Below are 18,908 nucleotides of genomic sequence, written 5' to 3' on the forward strand. Positions count from 1 at the left end.
CGTGACTGCGGGACGGGCGATCACATGGGTGGGGCGGTGGGTGGTGGCTCCGGCGGCAGGCTCGGCGCCAGCCGTCGCAGCGACGCGAACGTCGGAACGAGCGCGTCGTACAGCTCGGAGAAGAGGGGCAGCAGGGCGGCGTACGTGGCCGCCGAAGCCGGGTCGGGGCGTACCGTCTCGTCGATCTCCACCAGGTCGGCGGCGACGTCGATCGACTCGATCAGGCCGAGGGCCTGCATGCCGAGCAGCGCGGCGCCGAAGCTGGACCCCTCGTACCCGGCGGGGAAGCGCACCGGCATGCCGAGCGCGTCGGCGAGGATCTGCCGCCACAGCGGGCTGCGGGCGAAGCCGCCGCTGCCGCGGATCTCCCGGACCTCGTTGCCGGCCGCCCGCACCGAGCACAGGACCAGGGCGAGCTGCTGGCAGACCCCCTCCAGCGCGGCCCGGACCAGGTGCTCGCGCCGGTGGCCGTGGGTCAGCCCGACATACGCGCCGCGGGGCAGCGCGCTCCAGTGCGGCGCCCGCTCACTGAGTAGATACGGCAGCATGATCAACCCGCCGGAGCCGACCGGCGCCCGGGCGGCCAGCTCGAGCAGTTCCTCCTCGGCGTGCTCGCCCAGCTCCGGGGCGAGCGCGTCGCCGGCCCACTGCAGCACGATGCCGCCGTTGTTGATCGCCCCGCCGACCACCCAGCGGTTCTCGGTGAGCGCGTAGCAGAAGACGCCGCCGAGCGGGTCGACGGCGGGCCGTTCGACGGCCACCCGCATCGCCCCGGAGGTGCCGATCGAGCAGGCCACCACGCCGGGCTTGACCGCGCCGAGCCCGAGGTTGGCCAGCGGGCCGTCCCCGGCGCCGACGACGAGCGGGGTGGCCGCGGGCAGGCCGGTCGCCGCGGCCGCCTCGGCGGTGAGGCCGGGCAGCACGGTGGTGGTGGGGACCAGCTCGGGCAGCTGCTCCTCGGTGATCCCGGCGACGCCCAGCGCCTGCGGGTCCCAGGCCAGCCTGTGGATGTCCATCAGGCCGGTGGCGGAGGCGACCGAGTGGTCGGTGACGAGCGCCGCGGCCAGCCGCAGCAGCACGTAGTCCTTGATGCCGACCCAGTGCGCGACCCGCTCGAAGAGCTTCGGCTGCTGCTCGGCGAACCAGACCAGCTTCGGCAGCGGCGCCATCGGGTGCACCGGCGTGCCGGTGCGGCGGTGCAGGGCCAGCCCGGACGGCGCGGCGCGCAGCCGCTCGGCCTGCCCGCTGGCCCGGGAGTCCGCCCAGGTGACCGACGGGGTGAGCGGGGTGCCGTCGGCGTCCAGGCCGATCAGGCTGTGCATCGCGGTGCTGAACGACAGCCCGGCGATCGGCTCGGGCAGCTCGGCGACCACGGCCCGGACCGATTCGACCACCGCGTCGAGGATCAGCCGGGGGTCCTGCTCGGCGTAGCCCGGGTGCGGCTCGTCGAGCGGGTAGCCGACCGAGTGCATGGCGAGCCGCCGCCCGTCGGTGTCGTACGCGACGGCCTTGGTGCTGGTGGTGCCGATGTCCACGCCGACCACGACGGTGGAGGTCGTGTCGCTCACCGGTCCACCTCCCTCCCCCCGAGGCCACGGCGCACCCCGGCTTGTGGCTGACGTTACCGACGCCGGGACCCCCTCGCATGGTGAAGCGGTCCGACCCGGAGCACCCGGTCCCGGCCGGGAATCGACGCGGCGGACTCCGCCGATTGTGCGGGTCAATCCGCCGATCGGTCAGATTAACGACTTTCGCGTGTCTTGTCGGCCTTCCGTCGCAGTTGATGTGCATGACACCCCGATTGGTGGGCTCGCGCGGCGGAGGAGTCGGCGTGGCGAAGACTGATTCGACGGGTTCCACATGGCGGTACCGGTGGGCGCACCGGCAGAACGACCGGCGGCAGCGGACCTTCCGCGACGCCGACGAGGCGTGGCGACGGCGTGACGACGAACTGCGCCGGCTGCGTATCCTCGCCGGCTCCTTCCAGGGCTCGGCGGAGGCCGGCGTCGGCCTGCCGATCGAGCTGGCCCCCGGCGAGGTCGTCTTCTGGACGCTGCCGGCCGCCCAACTGGTCGAGGTGCGGCACACCGCCGTGTTGCCGGCCCCCGAACTGACCGTCGACCCGGACCCGCCGGCGCTGCGCCCGCGCCGCCCGGAGGGCCTCAAGGTCACCGACGCCGGGCTCGCCGTCCTCACCAACCGCCGGCTGGTGCTGCTCGGCGGGCGCGGCCGGCGCGACTGGGCGTACGGGCGGATGACCGGGCTGGCCCACGACCCGGCGGCCCCGGTCACGCTGATCCAGGTGCTCGACCGGCGGCGCACCTCCGGGCTGCTGCTGCCGACCGGCGCGGTCGCCGACTTCCGGTTCAAGCTGACCCTCGCCTTCGCCGACGCCATCGAGCAGCGCGCCGCCGTGGTCGCCCAGCTCGACGAGCTGATCGCCGAACACGCGCAGGTCCAGCCGTTCCGGCCGGGCATCGTCACCCCGGCGCAGGCCCGGCTCTCCGCCCGGGTGCCGGGCGGCCGCCGTACCGTCGCGGTGGCCGCGGCCCTCGCCCTGGTGGTGCCGGCGATGCTCTTCGAGTCCGACCCGCCGGTGCGGCCCGGCTCGGACGTCGCCTCCGCCGCCACCCCGGCGGCCACCGCGACGCCCGCACCCCGACCGGTCGCCCCCGCCGTGCGGGTGGAGACCACGCTCGCGCCGAAGCCGCGGAAGAAGACCAGCCCCGCGCCGACGCCCGCGCGGTCCCGCACCGCCGCGCCGCAGCCCGCCGGGGAACCGCGCTGCGGCGCCCCGGCGAACCCCTTCGGGTACGACTTCTGCGGCGACGGCTACCGGGTCCGCCGGCCCGCCGCGCGGACCTGCGAGTTCTTCGACTGCGCGCCCGGCTTCTGGTCCGGCAGCGGCTACCTCGTCCAGTGCCGCGACGGGCTGCTCAGCCTGACTGGCGGACAGCGGGAGGCCTGCGCCGGCCAGGGCGGCGTGCGCCGCATCGTCCACACCTGACCGGTCAGCCGCCGAAGTCGGGGACTGTGAGCGTGCCGTCCTCACCCAGGGGGAAGCCGGGGTTCCAGGCGATCTCCCACAGGTGACCGTCCGGGTCGGTGAAGCAGCCGGCGTACCCGCCGTAGAAGGTTTCCCGGGCCGGGCGGGTCACCGTCGCCCCGGCCTCGGCCGCCTCGCGCAGGATCGCGTCGACCTCCTCGCGGCTGCGTACGTTCTGCGCCAGGCTCAGCCCGCCGAACCCGTCGGCGCCCCGATCGGTCAGGCCGGCGTCGTCGGCCAGCTTGTCGCGCCCCCAGAGCACCACGGCCAGCCCGCCGGCCTGGAAGAAGACGGTCTGCTCGACCTCCTGACCCCGCCAGCCGAGCCGCTCGTAGAAGGCGTGGGCCCGGGCCAGGTCGGCCACGCCGAGGGTGACCAGACTGATGCGTTGCTCCATGCCCGGACCGTACCCGCCGGTGGTGCCCGGCGCGACGATCAGCGGGCGGGCCGGGCGAGGGGGAAGAGGCCGGCGAAGACCAGCGCGGCGCCCACCGGCAGCAGGTCCAGCTCGACCCCGATCGCGAGGAAGCCGACCAGGACGAGCACCGGCCCCCAGGCCGGCAGCAGCCGGGGCCGGACGACGGCCGCGCGGACCAGCAGCGTGAGCAGGCCCAGCTGGAACAGCGCCGGCCCGCCGATCAGCACCACGTCCGGCGGCGGCATCGCCTCGGCGAAGCGCGGGAACAGGTCGCCGAGGATCACCCAGCCGAACGCGGCCGCGCCGACCAGCCCGGCCACGGTGGCCACGTCGGTGAGCACCCGCTGCTGCGGCGAGGTGGCGAGCAGCAGGCCGCGCAGCTCCACCACGAGCACGGCGAACAGGACCATGCCGAGCAGGAACAGGGTGTGCCCGGCCAGCCAGGGCCACGCGGACTTGTCGCGGTGCCCGTCCAGGCCGTCGAGGAGGCGGAGGATGCCGTAGCCGAACAGCAGCATCGAGGCGGTCAGGGCCGTCGGCCGCAACCAGGCGTACGGGGCGGGCGCGGTGGCGCGGGAATCGGTGGCGATCATTGCGTCAGCCTGGCAGCGGGACGAGGCGGGGACATCAGGGCTCACCCCCAGCGGCCCCGGAAGGGCCGGCCCGGAGTCCGTCAGGGTCGCGGTAATCCCTTCGCCACCACGACGCGTCGGGCGCTACCGTCCCGGCGTGTCCCGCACCGTGACCCTCCTGCTGGTCGACCAGGTCGGCGCGCCGCTGGGCGCCCTCCCCGCGTACGACGTGCCCGAGCCGTGGTGGCAGGAGGTCGGCTCGGTGGTCACCGAGGCCCGCCGGCGGTACGGCCTCGACGTGCGCACCTGGAACCTTTCGGCGATCTGGCGCCTCGACGGAGGGCACGGCAGCACCTGGCTCAAGCAGGTGCCGGTCTTCCTCCGGCACGAGGGCGCGGTGCTGCGCTGGCTCGCCGACGCCGCGCCCGGCGCCACCCCGACGGTGCTCGCCGACGACGGGGCGGGCCGGGTGCTGCTCGACCAGGTGCCGGGCGAGGACCGCTACCAGGCCGGCGTCGAGGAGCGTGCCGCCATCGCCGCCGACCACCACGCCATCCAGGTCCGCGCCGCCCATGACGTGGCGGCGCTGATCGCGGCCGGCGTACCGGATCGGCGGGGGCCGGTGCTGGCCCGGTGGATCCGCGCCGCCCTCGCCCCGCACGACGTCTCCACCGTGGACGGCCTGCTCGCCGGCCTCGACGACCGCCTCGACGAGGTACGCCGCTGCGGGCTGCCCGACACCCTCGTCCACGGCGACCTGCACCCCGGCAACGTGCGCGGCGACGGCGAACGCCGGGTGACCATCGACTGGGGCGACGCGTTCGTCGGCCATCCTGCCTTCGACATCCTGCGGCTCACCGAAACCCTCGCCCCGGCGACGGCCGCGCCGCTACTGTCCGCGTGGGCGGCCCGGTGGCGGGCCGAGGTGCCCGGCTGCGACCCGGAGCGGGCGGTCGCGCTGCTGCGTCCGGTCGGCCCGTTGCGGCTGGCCGCGGTGTACGCGATGTTCCTCGCCGCGATCGAGCCGAGCGAGCACCCGTACCACGCGGGCGACGTCCCGGCCTGCCTGGCGCGGGCCGCCGCCGAGGGCTGAGAACCTCAGGTTCGCCGCACCGGGATCCACAGCTCGGCGTCGGCCTGCTTCCCGTCCGCCGACACCCGGACCTTCGAGATCTCCGGCCCGGGCCGGCTCTCATACGGGTTCGACGGGAACCACTGGGTGAACACGTCGCGCCACAGGTACTGCAACGCTTGCGGGAACTCCCCCGAGGACTCGAAGACCGCCCAGGTGCCCGCTGCCACCGGCAGGCTCGCCATGTCGTCCGGCGCATCGGCGCCGGTCACCACCCCGTGCCAGTAGTCCAGCTCGGTGCCCTCCTCCCGGCTGCCGGCGAGGTTGTCGCTGACGTTGACGATGCCCTTCGGCTCCTGGTCGGACAGCGCCTCCATCCGGCGTACGGTCTCCGGTCCGATGCTCCGGATGAACGCGACGATGGCCGGGTTCATCCCCTCGTGGACCAGGGGGACGCGGGCCTTGCGGCCGACCAGGCGGAAGTCGTCCTTCTCCACGATCCGGTATTGCATGCTGGTGCTCCCTTCGACGACGAGTCGGAAGGACATCCGGGGCTGGGCGCGAAGCGCCGCCCCCGTACGCCGGGCTTCGCTCGGACCGACGCCGTGCACGGCGCGAAACGCCCGGGCGAACGCCTCGTTCGAGCCGTACCCCCAGCGGACCGCGATGTCGAGCAGCGACTCCTTGCCGGCGAGGACCTCCGCGCCGGCGACGGTGAGCCGCCGCCGCCGGACGTACTCGGACAGGGGGATGCCGGCGAGGGCGGAGAACAGCCGCCGGAAGTGGTACGCCGACGTGACCGCGATCCGCGCCAGTTCGGCCACCTCGACCGGCTGGTCGAGGTGCCGCTCGATGTGCGCCATGGCCTGGTTGAGCCGCTCCAGCACCCGGTGCTCCTTCCGTTTACCGCCACCGACGCTAGGCACCCGGGTGATCCCGGACCCGACATTTTGAGCCCGGCGCGATCGGTTGCGCTTTGACCGACCGGTGGCGGAAGTGTCGCCGAGACGTGACGAACAGCACCAGCACCCTGCGCGTTGACCGTCGTTGGGCTCTTGAGCGATGGCTGGCAGAGCGGCCGGCATCGTCGAGGGGACCCAAAGATGAATGAGCACGCGGAGTGGGACGACCTGCGCGCACGCCGGATGGCGGAGCCGGGCGCCGCAGAGGCGTACGAGGCCGCCCGGATCGCGTTCGAGCTGGGTCGGACGGCGCGGAAGTTGCGGGAGGGCACCGGCCGGATCGCTCTCCGCCGGCGGGCGGCTCGCCCGCCAACACCTTGATGCCCTGAAATGTGCTGGCTCGTGCCACTGATGCACCGGCCCGGGCGACGCAGAAACGTAGCGCGTCGGTCGGTGTGTCGGGCTGTGGCGCGTCTGTCAACCATGCAGTACGACACACCTCCGGCGAGCGCTGCGCGACCCGTCGTGAACGAGTGCGTAGGAGTCAGGCGGCATGACTGGGGCTCACCTCAACACCGCCACCCGCCGCCGCGCGGTGCCGGAGGAGGACTGAGGCGGTCGGCGCTGGCCCGGGCGGTCAGTCTGATCGGCGCACGGTGGCCGGTGGGCCGAACCGGACCGGGACGCCGGGGGAGTAGAGCGCGCTCGCCGGCGATCCGGCCGGCGGCGGCAGCCCGGCGGCGGTGACCAGCTCGTCGTCCAGGTGCAGTAGCTCGGCCCGGTGTAGCGGCCAGCGGGGATGCCAGTTCGGCAGGTGCAGCGTGCGCCCGTACGCCCGGGTGTGCAGGCCCCAGCGGGCGGTGACGAAGTGTTCCAGCGGGGTCGGGTCGGCGATCGGCTCACCCACCCGGACCACCATCCGGCTGGTCGCGCCGACCGGGCCGGGCCAGCGGCGCCGGCATCGGTAGGTCAGGCGCTCACCGTCCCGGTCCAGCCGCATCGTCGACCACTTGTACGGCAGCCGCAAACTCAGCTGCGCTACCAGCACCGGGACCAGCCGGGACGCGTCGAGCGAGCGGAACACCACGGCCCGCCGGCCGGTGTCGTCGACCGAGTACAGCCGGACGTTGGTCTCCCAGAAGCTGCCGAAGTACGGCACTCCCCGGCCCCGTCCGAGGCCCAGCCCGACCATCCGGAAACCGATCAGGCCGACGTAGGTGAGCCCGTCGAGGGTGTCCGGGCGGGCGCCGCCGGGCAGCAGGGGCGCGACGAGTTCCGGCGCGACGGCCCAGTGCAGGAAGGTGAGGTCCTGCCAGCGCTGCCGAAGGACCGCGCACGGGAAGGCCTGTTCGGGCGCGCAGTCGACCGGCTCGATGTCCACGTACCCATCGTGCCCGCTCTGAGCCCCTCGTCGGAGATCCGGTCGGGCCCGGTGATCTCAGGTGAGGAAGGTGAGGAGGTGCCGCGCGGTCTCGTCGGGGGCCTCCTCCGGCAGGAAGTGGCCAGCCTTGACGGGACCTCCGTCGACCTGGTCGGCCCAGGCCCGCCATACCTCCAGCGGCCGGTACCAGCTCGCCACCGGGCCGGCGTGGCTCCACAGCGCCAGGACGGGACACCGGATCCGCCGGTTGCCGCGGTCGGCCTCGTCGTGCTGGTAGTCCAGCCCGGCGGCCGCCCGGTACTGCTCGCAGATCGCGTGGATGACGTCCGGGGCGCTGAGCTTCGCCACGTACTCCGCCCTTACGGCGGCCGGGAAGGCGTCCGGTACCTCGGACAACGAGTCGAGCATGTAGTCGACGATCACCTCCGGCGCCTGGGCGACGAGTCGTTCCGGCACCGGCTCGGGAGCGGCGAGGAACGACCAGAGCCAGAACCCGAGACTGAAGTCCATGTCGGCCCGGCCGAAAGCGTCGCCGGTGGGCACGATGTCGAGCACCGCGAGGCGGGTCACCGTGTCGGGGTGGTCCAGCGCCATCCGGTACGCGCAGCGCGCGCCGCGGTCGTGCCCGACGACGGCGAACGTGTCGTAGCCCAGCAGCCGCATGACCTCCACCTGCTCGCGGGCCACCTCGCGCATGCTGTACGGCGCATGGTCCGGCGTGGTCGGCGGCTTCCCGCTGTCACCGAAGCCGCGCAGGTCGGTGGCCACCACGGTGAACCGTTCCGCGAGTCGCGGCGCGATCCGGTGCCACATGAGGTGGGTCTCGGGCATCCCGTGCAGCAGCAGGACAGGCGGGCCGTCGCCGCCCCGGCGCCCGTGGATGGTCGTGTCCGCGGTGGCGACGTCCACCTCCTCGAAACCCTCGAACACCAGATCCTTCCCCTTCCCCGTCGACCTGCAGACCCGCCTCGGCCGGTTCAACGAGGGGAAACGCCTTACCGCTGCTGGACCATCAGGACCCGCTGCAGCCCGCGAGGGCGGCAGCGGGCCCGCGGGGCTGGCGCTAACCGGCGGAGTACTCCGCCAGCAGCGGCGTGAACCGCTGCACCCACCGGTAGACCGTGACGTGGTCGACCTCCACACCACGCTCGATCAGCAGCGCTTCAACGTCGCGATAGGAGAGGTTGTACCGCAGGTACACCGGACCGCGACGACGATCACCTCCGGCGGGAACCGGAACCCGGCGAATGCCGACTTCGGCGGCAGCCACGGGCGGGGGGCGGGTTGCTGGCTTCGCCGTTCGAGACTGCCTTGATCGGCCGGCCCGACCGGACGATCAGCCGGCGCCCAAAAAACAGGGCCGCGCGACATAGCGCAGGATCAGTTCACAGGGTAGAAACATCCTCATCTACATCTTTCACGGCCTGATACAAGTCGAAGCAGCGGTGAGAGCGCTCTCCAAGGCCTTGCCGCCGGTGTCCGGCCACCCGTCCCCCTGATGAGGCAGGTCCATGGCAATCGTGAGCCACGCCGGCGCGGGAGAAGGCTCGCGCGCCCGTCCCACCACCGGCACCCCTTGGGCCATCTTCATTGCCCGGCATTCAGCCCGACGGCGCTGTGCCCGCAGCGCCGGCCGCCCCGTGGAAAGGACGAACCGCATGACGACCCAGCATCCTGGTGGCGACGAGCCCGCGAGGCGGCACGTCGGCCTCCGGCAACTCGGGCGGGCGTTCGCGCTCGGTCTGGTACTGACGACCGCCGTGATGACGACGGGAGCGGCTGCTGCCGCCTCCCCGCCACCCCCCGCCACCCCGGACTTCGGTTCGAATGTCACCATCTTCGATCCCAGCATGCCGGTCACCGAGATCCAGGCGGCGCTCGACGCGGCGCACGCTGCCCAGGTCGACAACGAAATGGGGAGCCAGCGCTACGCGTTCCTGTTCAAGCCGGGATCGTATGGCACCGCCGAGCACCCGCTGCAGATCAAGGTCGGCTACTACACCGAGATCTCGGGCCTGGGCGCCGCACCCACCGACGTCGTCATCAACGGCAAGGTCGAGGTCTACAACCGCTGCCTGGCGGACGGCGGCACGAGCAACTGCCTCGCGCTCGTCAACTTCTGGCGCACCCTGTCCAATCTGTCGATCAACGTCAACGCGACCGGCCAGGACGGGTGCCGCGCCTCGGCCGACTTCTGGGCCGTCTCCCAGGCCGTGTCCATGCGTCGCCTCAACGTCAGCGGCGCCAACCTGTCCCTGATGGACTACTGCACCGCCGGCCCGCAGTACGCCAGCGGCGGCTTCATCGCCGACTCCAAGCTGCCGTTCGTCATCAACGGGTCACAGCAGCAGTGGCTGACCCGCAACAGCGAAGTCACCGGCTGGTCCAACGGGGTGTGGAACCAGGTCTTCTCGGGTGTTGTCGGTGCTCCGAACGACGCCGCCTTCCCGAACCCGCCCTACACGACGCTGGACGCCACTCCCCTCAGTCGCGAGAAGCCGTACCTGTTCGTCGACGCGCAGGGCAGGTACAACGTCCGGGTGCCCGCCGCGCAGCAGAACAGCCGTGGCATCTCGTGGGCCAACGGCATGACGGCGGGCCGCACGCTACCGATCACCGACTTCTTCGTCGCGAAGCCGTCGGACTCGGTGCAGCTCATCAACAGCCAACTCGCGCGCGGTAAGCACCTGCTGCTCACCCCCGGTGTGTACGACATCGCGCGGAGCATCAGGGTCAAGCGCCCCGACACCGTGGTGCTCGGGCTCGGGCACGCCACGCTCACCGCCGTGAACGGCTCCACCCCACTCGACATCGCTGACGTTCCGGGCGTCGTCATCGCCGGTGTCACGGTCGACGCGGGTCTCGAGGAATCGCCGGTGTTGCTGCGGGTTGGCCAGAAGCACGGCGAGCGTAAGAGCTCGGCGGACAACCCGACGACGCTGTCCGACGTGTACTTCCGGGTCGGTGGACCGCACGTCGGCAAGACCGACATCGCGCTCGAGGTCAACAGCGACAACGTGCTCATCGACCACACCTGGGTGTGGCGTGCCGACCACGGCGTCGAGGGGCTCACCGACACCGAACGCTGGAACACCAACACCGGCCGCTACGGTGCCGTGATCAACGGCGACCACGTGACCGCGACGGGCCTGTTCGTCGAGCACTTCCAGCAGTACAACACCGTCTGGAACGGTGACCACGGCACCACGATCCTGTACCAGAACGAACTGCCGTACGACCCGCCCACCCAGGCCGACTGGATGAACGGCGATGTCGAGGGATACGCCGGCTACAAGGTCGGCGATCACGTGAAGACGCACACCCTCTACGGCGGTGGCGTCTACGTCTTCAACCAGAACAACCCGGCGATCCACACCGAGAACGGCTTCGAGGTTCCCGAGACCCCGGGCGTCAAGCTGCACCACGTCATGACGGTCAACCTCAGCGCCGGAACCATCGACCACGTCGTCAACGGCGTGGGCGATGCGGCCGACACGACCAAGATCGGTGTGCCGGTGTACGTCGTGCAGTACCCGGCGCCGTAGGCCAGCTGCACAAGGCAACAGCATCATGGCGGTTCCCGGGGGCCGGAGCTTCCGAGCTCCGGCCCGACCCCGGCGGTCTGCCGCCACGGGTCCCTGGCCGGTCTCGTTTGGTAGCGTCCGCGCTTATCGTGGGCGGTCCGGGACACTCGCGGGTCTCCGCTGGCAGGTGAGCTGGACCCTCGCGCCCTCGTAGCAGGGGATAGAGCATCGGCTTCCTAAGCCTATGCCCATCGATCCGTCGGAGGCGGCTGGCCTGCTGCTCTGCCTCCTAACGAGCGCTGATTCGGGTCGCATTCGCGTATCCATTGCTCGGTGGGTCGGCCATCGGTCGGAGCTGTCGAGAGTTCAGCTGTCGGGGCTGACGAGGTTGGGCTGCGAGGCTAGTCCGAGGCTAGTCCGGGGGACCGTCGTGGCCACGTGGCCATGGCCGGCGCACGACACGCTCACCGCCGCCACATCACGGGTGCCTGATGTCTCGGCGGCCAGTCATCGTGAACCACAGGGCGGCGGGCATCCCACTGGGGGCGAACTTGTGGGATCTACTGGGTGGCGCTCTCGTAGACAGTCCGCGGTAGGTTGAGCCACCACGAGGCGGCGGCGCGCGCCATGGCGGGGGCCTGATGGTTCTCGCGCACATGTTGGAGCAGGGCCGTGTTGTGTGCCACGCCGAGCCCGTAGATCAGCGCGCTCAGCGCCGAGGCGCTTGTTTTGTTTCGGGTTCGGTCCCAGAGGTGAGCGTGGTGGTTGACGGCACTCTTCCAGTAGCGGTCTTCACTGCTTCCGCCGAGGTGTCCGATGGCCTGTGTGGCCGCGACCGTGATGGGCGGGGGCACTCCGCTTGCCGTGGTCAAACGTTCGATGATCGGGCGCTGCTTTTCGTCGCCTAGGATGCGCAGCGCCTCGATCATGGCGTGGGCAACATCGACGCTGAAGCTTGCGGCATGCTTGCCGAGTTCCAGCGCGAGCGCGACGGCGAGTGGCCGCCGGTAGGGGGTTCCGAAGAGCAGGATCGCTGCGCACAGTCGCACGTCGAACACCGGGCTGAAGAACATCTCGTCGAGCAGTACTGGTAATAACTCGTCGTGGAAGTTGGGCACGTCCCGGGGCATGTTGGCCATAGCGGTGTTCGTGATTCGGGCGATGAGGATTTGGCCCGCCTCCGCTGCGGCCAGCCGGCTCGCAGGCAGTACCTGATTAAGCGTCGGGTCGCCGATCACGACGTGGCGCAGCCTGGCCTTTGCTGCGGCTGGCACGTCGGTCGGCAGTCGGCGGAGGAGTTCGGCGGCGAGCGGTTGAGCGTCCTCGTACCGGGCGGGGTCGAGCGCTAGTTCATTGACGACCGGCACGAGGCGTCGCAGCTGCGGTTCGCTGAAGTGTCCATACCGCAGCTTTCGGATGCTGGCCAGCAGAGCGCCGTACTGTGCCCGATCGTTCGTGGGATGCATGAGCTGGTCGAGGACGTGCCGGCTGGCGTCGGGATGAGCGCTGGCGTCCAACGCGCTTACCGTCTCGACGAACACCTGGTTGGTGCGATCAGCGGCCAGGCTTGCACAGGCCGCTACCGCGTGCTGCTGGCCGACGGGGTGGGCGAGTAGCCGGTTGAGCGCCTCGTAGCGCTGCATCCATGCCACGCCGTCGGCGACGATCATCTCGGCTAACAAACGTTCCGCGATATCGGTCCAGGCTGAGCGTGGCGTGATCATCTGCCGTGGTGCGAAAGCAAGATAGCTGGTCAGCTCGTCCCAGTCCGACCCTGTCAACACGTCCTCGGACCGGGCCGCCTCCAGCAACTCTTCTAGGCGGGCCGCCTGGTGCGGGCTTCCCTCGCGCAGCCCCCTATCCAGCTGCAGGGCGTTGCCGACGGTCGCGGCCGAGTACCGGTAGATCGCGTCGAGCAGCGCGACGAGACCATTGGCGGGTAGATCCAGCAGTTCCTCGTACCGGCGTACCGCCAAGTAGGGGACGCGCACGGTGGCCGTTTCCCAGCGGGAGATCCGGTACACGCTGGTGCGTTCGGGCCAGCAGCCACCTTGGAAAGCTTCAGCGAAGACGGCGCCGCGCTGCCACTGCTCGTTCGGCCCGTACAAGCGGTTGACGCGCAACAGCCAGGCCGCCCGGCCCTGCTGCACGGACCAACCCGGCCGCGCTGCCACCGGGTGGGGCAAACGATGCGGCCGACCGCGCCGACCTCCGGTACCCACCGGCCATTTATCGCACGCGTCACCGTCGGCTGCAACACAGCGGCAGCAAGCCGACACTTTCGGCAACCATTGGTACCGACGCGGGTTCCTGGGCAACGCGGCCATGAACCTGCGGGCATCCAGCTGCCGCCGCCACCGGAGAACGCAGGCACCCGGACGCAGGAGGAATCGTGACTGGTCAGGTGGTCGGTTCGGTTGCGGGCAGCCAGGGTCGCCCGGTGGCGAGGCCGGTGAGGGCTTGCAGGAGGTTGCGGCCGTGGGCGGTGGCGGTGGCGAGGTAGGAGCGGATCAGCGCGAATTGTTGGGCTCCGTCGAGGGTGCGTAAGCACCCGGAGAACTTTTTGCCAGATTTTGACCATGCGGATCTGCTGCTCGGCGGTGTTGTTGTCGAACGGGGACCGCAGATCGACCGCGAAGCGCAGGTAGTCGTTGATGCGGTCACGCATCCGGCGGGCCAGCGCGGCGATTTTTCGGCCGGTCTTGGATGTGTCGTGGTGATGGTCCTTGATCGCTACGAGGGTGGCCTGGCGGAACAGGCCGGTCTGCTCGGTGAGCAGGCCGGGGTCGATCCCGCCTACCGCGTGGGAACGGGCGGTGTCCGCTGCGGTCTTGAGCCGCAGGAGCGCGTCGGCCGCCTGCAGGGCCACACCGCCCGCGGCGCCAGTTCGGCGGCGGCGGTCAGCTCGCGTAGCAGATGCGCGCAGCACAACTGGTGTCCGGCCGGGGTGTAGGTGTCGTACGGCGCCCACGCGTCGTGCACGGCGATCCCGGTCATCGAGCCCATCACCTGCCCGGCGTCGATGCCGTCCCGACCACGTTTCGGGTGTACCCAGACGAGGTGTACTTCCCTGTGGTGGCCACATGCACCCAGTGCAGCCTGCCGGCGACCCGCAGCCCGGACTCGTCGACATGCACCACGCTCGCGCTGGTCGACGCGTCACGGACCTGATCGACGAACTCCGAGTCGGCCAGGGCGTCACCGGCGCGTGCGTGCGCGGCGGCGACCGCGCCGGCCGACATCGGCACCCCGAACAGATCCGTCATCGCCCGCCCGGTCCGCGCCTGCGCCCCGAACAACGCCTGCTGCAGATACACCGCGGCCGCGTTAACTCTCGGCCAGTACTGCACCGGAACATCCCCCCGCTTGGGGCCCGACCGGCGGTCATCTGCCCGCACCGGCACCGACGCGACATGATCCGATGCTCGCTGACCCGCACGCCGATGTCCGGCAGGTCGAACACCTGCCGCACCGCCACCCCTGCCACCACCGCATTGCTCAGATCATCACCGCACCCACCACACCCCGCCGGCTCGTGCGTGAACCGCTCGTGCGGATCAGCCACCTGCCGCAACGTGCGGCCCTCATGACCAGGCTGTCCACCCGGCCGCCGACCCGACCGCGTCCGCAACGACTTCGGCGCCGGCTTGACCGACCCGTCCGACGACGGTGGCCGCGACGAGTTCGACGAGTCCTGCCCGGGCCGAGCCCGCAGATCCGCGTTCTCCGCCCGCAACACCGCGTTCTCCTGCCGCAGCCGAACGTTGTCTCCCTCAAGCTCAACGATCCGGGCCTTCAGACGAGCAACCCGCTCAGGCAGCTCCACGATGGATGGCGCTCCAGACTCCCGACCATGATCCAACCCGGATCCCACAGGTCAAGCCGACCCGCCGACGAGCACCTGATCAGTCACGGCGGCGGAGCTGCTGCATATACCATGATCTGCGGTGAGCCTGGCTGTTTATTGCACGCCTTAAACAAGTGAGCAGCATCCAGGTTGCAACATCGATCCTCGGCAGAGCCTTGACGGTATCGACATCCGGTCGATGCTCTCCCATCGGCAAACCTATCCCGGTCATGCCAGATGCGGAGGTCTGTCTCGTACGAGGAGGAAATCCGATGAGGACACGACGTCGACTTTTCGCGCTACTTCCTGTCGGAGCACTCTCGCTGCTCCTGTTGCTCGGCGCGGCACCTACTGCCGCTTACGCCGACACCACTGTCGGTGGGTGCACAGGGCTAGGGAACGGAACCTGCGTACAGGCGACGACGGGCTCCAAGAACTACACCGACCGCACCCAATGGGTTGGCTGGGTTCGCGCATTCACCTACGGAGGAGTGTCCGGGACCGTGAAGCTTGAGGCTTGGGGTGACGGATTTTACTTCTCCTCCAACACCGATCCGAACAGCAAAGATCCTTGGCGGGAGTGGGGCGCACAGCGCTGGGTAAAGTCCGGCACGAACGTCTGCGCCGCATCTACGGATACGTCCGGACGCCGCGACATTGCCTGTATCGCCATTAGGGTGTGACGACAAGTGGGATGTGAAATCGGCCTCGGCCGGGTTTATCGCGGAGATTCCGGGCATCGCCGATCTGGCGTGGCGCCGGACGGCCGATCGGTGATCGCCGCCGTCGGGTCGCCGGAAAACGAGGCCGGGATCTGGTCGGTCGACTTGGGGACCGGGGAGAGAGGAGGATCGTCGACGACGAGGAGGCGAATCACTCGAGATTCTCGCCTGACGGCAAGCGGTTCGTCTACGTCGAGAAGTTCAGACATCTGAAGTTCGACACTGCTTCTGGGCACGCGCTCACATGAGCACTGACAAGGCCCGGTGCTGGCGGCGCGTCCGAGGATCGGCTGACAAGGGGCCGGCCGGGAAGTGTCTTTCCCGGTCGGCCCCATTCGCGTTCTGCCATGTGATGTGCCGTCTCAACGCCGGTTGTGCCACTCACGCCATCCCGAGCGGATGGAAGCCAGCGGTGCGCGGTAGATGTCTGGGCCTGACCCGCTTTGACGGACATCCGAGATCAGGGACCGAGAGGTCCCGGGAGGATGTCCAGCATCATGGAGAGCATGGGTATGAGCGACCTCGGCCGCGCCGGTCGTTCACGGTGGAGTTCAAGGCCGAGATCGTGGAGTTGTGCCAGCGTGGTGACCGCACGATCGGGCAGGTGTCCAAGGATTTCGACCTGACCGAGACCGCGGTGCGGGAATGGGTGAGGCGGGCCGAACTCGATGTCGGAACCCGCAGTGACGGGCTGACCAGCGACGAGCGGGCGGAGCTGGCGCAAGTTCGAGTATCCCACCATGGCTGCCGGTTTCGGCCTCGCGCGTGAATTCGCGGTGGTCGGTACCAGCCACCTCCAGACCTGGTAGGTACGACATGCGAAAGGTGAATTGACAATGCGGCGTGGGGTGCGCTCGGCCCGGTCGGTGGCGGCAGCGATCGCGATGCTCGTTGGCGTGACGTTCAATGTGTCCTGCGGAGAGCAGTCGGGTGAGGTCGGGCGTACCCCTGCCGGCAACGGGGGAGGCGTCTCCGCCTACCCCGTCGACAGTGGGGACATCACCCTCGAGGAGGGGCTCAAACGCGCGGACGTCACGGTGCCGCTGTGCCTCCGGGACGACCTCCGGTACGCGCTCGTCGACAACGGGTTCGGGTACTACTACCGGGGTCTACCTGGGCATGAACTCCACTGCGGAGTGCTTGGACAGCTTTCTGACGGCCAACGGACTGCGCGATGCGCTGACGGGGTCGAGCCGGGTCGGCGGGCCCGACCAGGAGCGACCGTTTACCAACCGGAGCCCGTGGATGGACAACGAGATTATCTCGGAGCTCGGCTGGCAGATCGGTCCGGATCAGCGGTTCCAGAAGTTCGGTGTCGGCAGGGGCGGCCGCTACACGGTGTTCGCGCTAGTGCGACACGTACCGGACTCGACCGGCGTGCAGGCGTACGTCTATGCCTTCCACGGCGGGTGAGGTGACCGCGCGGCCGGCCCGCTGAGCCGCGCTCGCACCTGACGGGGGTCGGCCTGGATGGGCCGGCCCCCGTTCTCTGGCGGCCGCGCCCTGCAGGTCAGTGGCCACCGGGCGCGGCGCGGGATGAGTTTCGATGCCGGGGGCGCCGGGGTCCGTCGCCTCTATCGGCGGATGCGCACGCGGAAAAGCAAGAACCTCTCCTGGCGGCAACTCGCCGCCGAACTGGGGTGCAGTCCCTCAACGATGACCGCCTGGCCAACGGCTACCGCCCCGACGCCGACGCCTTCATGACCCTCACCCAGTGGCTGAAGATGCCGGCGGAGAAGTTCTGCATCTCCGAAGCAGGGCAGAACCAGGACGACGAACAGCCCGAGCTCCTCGCCGAGGTAGGGGTTTTTCTGCGGGCTCGCAAAGACCTCGGCGAGGAGGAGAAGCACCTGCAGAACGTCCTCGAGGCGGCCATGAGCTGTGTCAAGGATCTTGGACAGTGTCTCGTGGGTTTGCTGGTCAGGCTGCGGTACGGAGTCTTTGGTCGGTGAGAACTTCGGCTGGGGTGCGGTACCCGAGGGTGGAATGCAGGCGCTGGCGGTTGTAGAAGATTTCGATGTATTCAGCGACGGCGAATCGTGCTCTGGCGCGGGTCGGGAACCGTTGCCTGTAGTACATCTCGTTTTTCAGTGTGGCGAAGAATGACTCTGCGGCGGCGTTGTCCCAGCAGACTCCGGTCCGCCCGACGCTGGTCCTGACGTTGATCTGGTCGCAGAAATCCGCGAACTCGGTGGACGTATATTGAAGGGCAGCCGCGATCGGAGTTGAATACGTCGCGGCGTACGTGGGCCTGCTTTTCGCCATCGAGAGTGCGTCGATGATGAGGCCGGTGCGCATGTGTGCGGCGGTCCGCCAGCCGACGACCATGCGGGTGGCCAGGCCGATGACGGTGGCCAGATACAACCAGCCTTCGTCGGTGCGCAGGTAGGTGATGTCGCCGACCAGACGGGTGCCTGGCTGCCGGGCGTTGAACTCACGTCTTGCGGACTAGATGCGGATCGTCCAGCTTTCGTGGCGGTCCCGTGCGCCTGGGCTCGGGCTCGTCGATCAGAGCGTGTTGAGCAGGGCGAGGTCGCGCTCGGCGTAGCGACGGTGTTCGCAGTGTTCTTCCACTACCCAGCGCAGGCAGTCGCCGGCCGAGTGGGACTCGACACCCCGTGCCGGTGCGGGCGCAGCGGTGAGCGTGCAGCGCCATCATCTCGGCGGACGGGCGTCGAGGTTGCCACCGCACACAGCGGCAGCGAGCGTTTTCACGAGGGCGTGCCCACGGCGTGCCGGGTACGGGTCGTCTCCGCACCCGGCACGGAATCAGCATTCACCCGGCGCGGTGAAGCTAGCTGCGGCGCAGCCGCATCCAGCGCAGGCCCAGCGTGATCGCGGCGAGCAGCGGCCACAGCGTCCAGCCGTAGAGCCCGACCAGCCACAGCGTGTCGAACACCGGCGACGCGACCAGCAGGCCGAGGCCGCTGGCCATGCCGGCCGCGGCCAGCACCAGCCCTAACCAGCTTAGAGGGCGCGCAGATAGGTGGGTTTCATGGTCGGCGGGTGGGGCGGGTGTCCCACCGGTGCGAGATCCAGGCCTGCCGGATGAGGCTACGTATAGTGATGATCGCGTCGGCGAGGTCGAAGTAGGCGTGGACGACTGACTCCTTGCGTTCGTAGCAGCGTTGGAGCCGGTTGAAGGCGTTGTGCCAGGCGTTCGTGCGTTCGATGTGCCACCGCTGGGTGGCCTGGATAGGGGCTTTGACGCCCTTGCGGGCAATCTCGCCGGTCAGGCCGCGTTCGGTGAGTAGGTCCCGGCTGGTGGCCGAGTCGTAGCCGGCGTCCAGGTGGACGGTGATGTCGTCGGGTAGCGGGCCGAGGCCGTCGAGTTGCTCCAGGGTGGGTTTGAGCAGTGGGGAGTCGTGGCGGTTGGCGCCGGCCAGGACGCGTCCGAGGGGGATGCCGCGGGCCTCGACCATCA

At 70.0% G+C, this 18,908-nt stretch carries 17 protein-coding genes and 4 pseudogenes; 7 read left to right on the top strand and 14 right to left on the bottom strand.

All coding sequences use genetic code 11. The annotated features are described in order from the left end of the window. Window positions 1-20: 20 nt before the first annotated feature. Complete coding sequence (locus ACFOYX_RS22010) at window positions 21-1,568, bottom strand: gluconokinase (protein ID WP_322441021.1); 1,548 nt, start codon at window positions 1,566-1,568, stop codon at window positions 21-23. 263 nt (window positions 1,569-1,831) lie between these two features. On the opposite strand from ACFOYX_RS22010, the gene ACFOYX_RS22015 reads away from it, so the two are divergent. Then, on the top strand, window positions 1,832-3,007 hold the full coding sequence (locus tag ACFOYX_RS22015; protein ID WP_322441023.1) for a hypothetical protein: 1,176 nt from the start codon (window positions 1,832-1,834) through the stop codon (window positions 3,005-3,007). Window positions 3,008-3,011: 4 nt separating this feature from the next. Here the strand turns inward: ACFOYX_RS22015 and ACFOYX_RS22020 are convergent, their stop codons facing one another. Next, window positions 3,012-3,443, bottom strand: a complete 432-nt coding sequence (locus tag ACFOYX_RS22020) for a VOC family protein (RefSeq protein ID WP_322441024.1) — start codon at window positions 3,441-3,443, stop codon at window positions 3,012-3,014. 38 nt (window positions 3,444-3,481) lie between these two features. Beyond that, window positions 3,482-4,057 carry a hypothetical protein gene (locus tag ACFOYX_RS22025; RefSeq protein ID WP_322441025.1) on the bottom strand — a complete coding sequence of 192 codons (576 nt, stop codon included), beginning with the start codon at window positions 4,055-4,057 and terminating at the stop codon, window positions 3,482-3,484. Window positions 4,058-4,193: 136 nt separating this feature from the next. Between ACFOYX_RS22025 and ACFOYX_RS22030 the strand changes: the two genes are divergently transcribed. Beyond that, a complete protein-coding gene (locus ACFOYX_RS22030; protein WP_322441026.1) occupies window positions 4,194-5,129 on the top strand; it encodes an aminoglycoside phosphotransferase family protein in 936 nt (311 codons plus the stop codon). 5 nt (window positions 5,130-5,134) lie between these two features. Here the strand turns inward: ACFOYX_RS22030 and ACFOYX_RS22035 are convergent, their stop codons facing one another. Continuing rightward, the gene (locus tag ACFOYX_RS22035; RefSeq protein ID WP_322441027.1) at window positions 5,135-5,995 is read right to left on the bottom strand and encodes an AraC family transcriptional regulator; all 861 of its coding nucleotides are present in this window, start codon (window positions 5,993-5,995) and stop codon (window positions 5,135-5,137) included. Between the two features lie 216 nt (window positions 5,996-6,211). Between ACFOYX_RS22035 and ACFOYX_RS22040 the strand changes: the two genes are divergently transcribed. After that, complete coding sequence (locus tag ACFOYX_RS22040) at window positions 6,212-6,391, top strand: hypothetical protein (protein ID WP_322441028.1); 180 nt, start codon at window positions 6,212-6,214, stop codon at window positions 6,389-6,391. 256 nt (window positions 6,392-6,647) lie between these two features. Here ACFOYX_RS22040 and ACFOYX_RS22045 read toward each other — a convergent pair whose 3' ends face one another. The 3 genes and pseudogenes from ACFOYX_RS22045 to ACFOYX_RS22055 form a co-directional block, all read right to left on the bottom strand. Then, complete coding sequence (locus tag ACFOYX_RS22045) at window positions 6,648-7,391, bottom strand: DUF2071 domain-containing protein (RefSeq protein WP_322441029.1); 744 nt, start codon at window positions 7,389-7,391, stop codon at window positions 6,648-6,650. 57 nt (window positions 7,392-7,448) lie between these two features. Beyond that, window positions 7,449-8,321, bottom strand: coding sequence for an alpha/beta hydrolase (locus ACFOYX_RS22050; RefSeq protein WP_322441030.1), 873 nt, complete (start codon window positions 8,319-8,321; stop codon window positions 7,449-7,451). 154 nt (window positions 8,322-8,475) lie between these two features. Continuing rightward, a pseudogene (locus ACFOYX_RS22055) lies at window positions 8,476-8,657 on the bottom strand (IS6 family transposase); the annotation flags it as partial. A gap of 392 nt (window positions 8,658-9,049) precedes the next feature. Between ACFOYX_RS22055 and ACFOYX_RS22060 the strand changes: the two are divergent. Further along, the gene (locus ACFOYX_RS22060) at window positions 9,050-10,936 is read left to right on the top strand and encodes an adenylyl cyclase (RefSeq protein ID WP_377534309.1); all 1,887 of its coding nucleotides are present in this window, start codon (window positions 9,050-9,052) and stop codon (window positions 10,934-10,936) included. Window positions 10,937-11,475: 539 nt separating this feature from the next. Here the strand turns inward: ACFOYX_RS22060 and ACFOYX_RS22065 are convergent. From ACFOYX_RS22065 to ACFOYX_RS22080, 4 genes and pseudogenes are all read right to left on the bottom strand, one after another. Beyond that, window positions 11,476-13,065, bottom strand: coding sequence for a hypothetical protein (locus ACFOYX_RS22065; RefSeq protein ID WP_322441050.1), 1,590 nt, complete (start codon window positions 13,063-13,065; stop codon window positions 11,476-11,478). Between the two features lie 458 nt (window positions 13,066-13,523). After that, window positions 13,524-13,583, bottom strand: a pseudogene (locus tag ACFOYX_RS22070) (hypothetical protein); the annotation flags it as partial. 128 nt (window positions 13,584-13,711) lie between these two features. Next, window positions 13,712-14,265: pseudogene (locus ACFOYX_RS22075) on the bottom strand (transposase). Then, window positions 14,178-14,789, bottom strand: coding sequence for a DUF6444 domain-containing protein (locus tag ACFOYX_RS22080; RefSeq protein WP_369294129.1), 612 nt, complete (start codon window positions 14,787-14,789; stop codon window positions 14,178-14,180). Before ACFOYX_RS22080 ends, ACFOYX_RS22075 begins: the two are co-directional and overlap by 88 nt. A gap of 1,047 nt (window positions 14,790-15,836) precedes the next feature. Between ACFOYX_RS22080 and ACFOYX_RS22085 the strand changes: the two genes are divergently transcribed. The 3 genes from ACFOYX_RS22085 to ACFOYX_RS22095 all read left to right on the top strand — a co-directional run bounded on the left by ACFOYX_RS22085 (window position 15,837) and on the right by ACFOYX_RS22095 (window position 17,436). Then, window positions 15,837-16,253: a transposase gene (locus tag ACFOYX_RS22085; RefSeq protein ID WP_322441048.1), complete on the top strand. Its 417-nt coding sequence runs from the start codon at window positions 15,837-15,839 to the stop codon at window positions 16,251-16,253. Window positions 16,254-16,624: 371 nt separating this feature from the next. Then, window positions 16,625-16,897, top strand: coding sequence for a hypothetical protein (locus ACFOYX_RS22090; protein WP_322441032.1), 273 nt, complete (start codon window positions 16,625-16,627; stop codon window positions 16,895-16,897). Between the two features lie 227 nt (window positions 16,898-17,124). Continuing rightward, window positions 17,125-17,436, top strand: coding sequence for a hypothetical protein (locus ACFOYX_RS22095; RefSeq protein WP_322441033.1), 312 nt, complete (start codon window positions 17,125-17,127; stop codon window positions 17,434-17,436). On the opposite strand, the pseudogene ACFOYX_RS22100 reads toward ACFOYX_RS22095, so the two are convergent. The 3 genes and pseudogenes from ACFOYX_RS22100 to ACFOYX_RS22110 all read right to left on the bottom strand — a co-directional run. Continuing rightward, window positions 17,405-17,926: pseudogene (locus ACFOYX_RS22100) on the bottom strand (IS3 family transposase); the annotation flags it as partial. The gene ACFOYX_RS22095 and the pseudogene ACFOYX_RS22100 overlap by 32 nt on opposite strands. A gap of 352 nt (window positions 17,927-18,278) precedes the next feature. Beyond that, window positions 18,279-18,437, bottom strand: a complete 159-nt coding sequence (locus ACFOYX_RS22105) for a hypothetical protein (protein ID WP_322441034.1) — start codon at window positions 18,435-18,437, stop codon at window positions 18,279-18,281. 40 nt (window positions 18,438-18,477) lie between these two features. Further along, a partial coding sequence (locus ACFOYX_RS22110) for a transposase (protein WP_377534312.1) occupies window positions 18,478-18,908 on the bottom strand: 431 nt, incomplete at its 5' end.

The organism is Micromonospora sp. GCM10011541 (genome assembly GCF_042650725.1).
Classification (GTDB): domain Bacteria; phylum Actinomycetota; class Actinomycetes; order Mycobacteriales; family Micromonosporaceae; genus Micromonospora; species Micromonospora sicca.

Excerpts from the sequence above, each read along its gene's own strand:
- ACFOYX_RS22025 (WP_322441025.1), bottom strand. The coding sequence starts at position 4,057 with ATGATCGCCACCGATTCCCGCGCCACCGCGCCCGCCCCGTACGCCTGG.
- ACFOYX_RS22085 (WP_322441048.1), top strand. The coding sequence starts at position 15,837 with ATGTGCCGTCTCAACGCCGGTTGTGCCACTCACGCCATCCCGAGCGGA.
- ACFOYX_RS22040 (WP_322441028.1), top strand. The coding sequence starts at position 6,212 with ATGAATGAGCACGCGGAGTGGGACGACCTGCGCGCACGCCGGATGGCG.
- ACFOYX_RS22060 (WP_377534309.1), top strand. The coding sequence starts at position 9,050 with ATGACGACCCAGCATCCTGGTGGCGACGAGCCCGCGAGGCGGCACGTC.
- ACFOYX_RS22020 (WP_322441024.1), bottom strand. The coding sequence starts at position 3,443 with ATGGAGCAACGCATCAGTCTGGTCACCCTCGGCGTGGCCGACCTGGCC.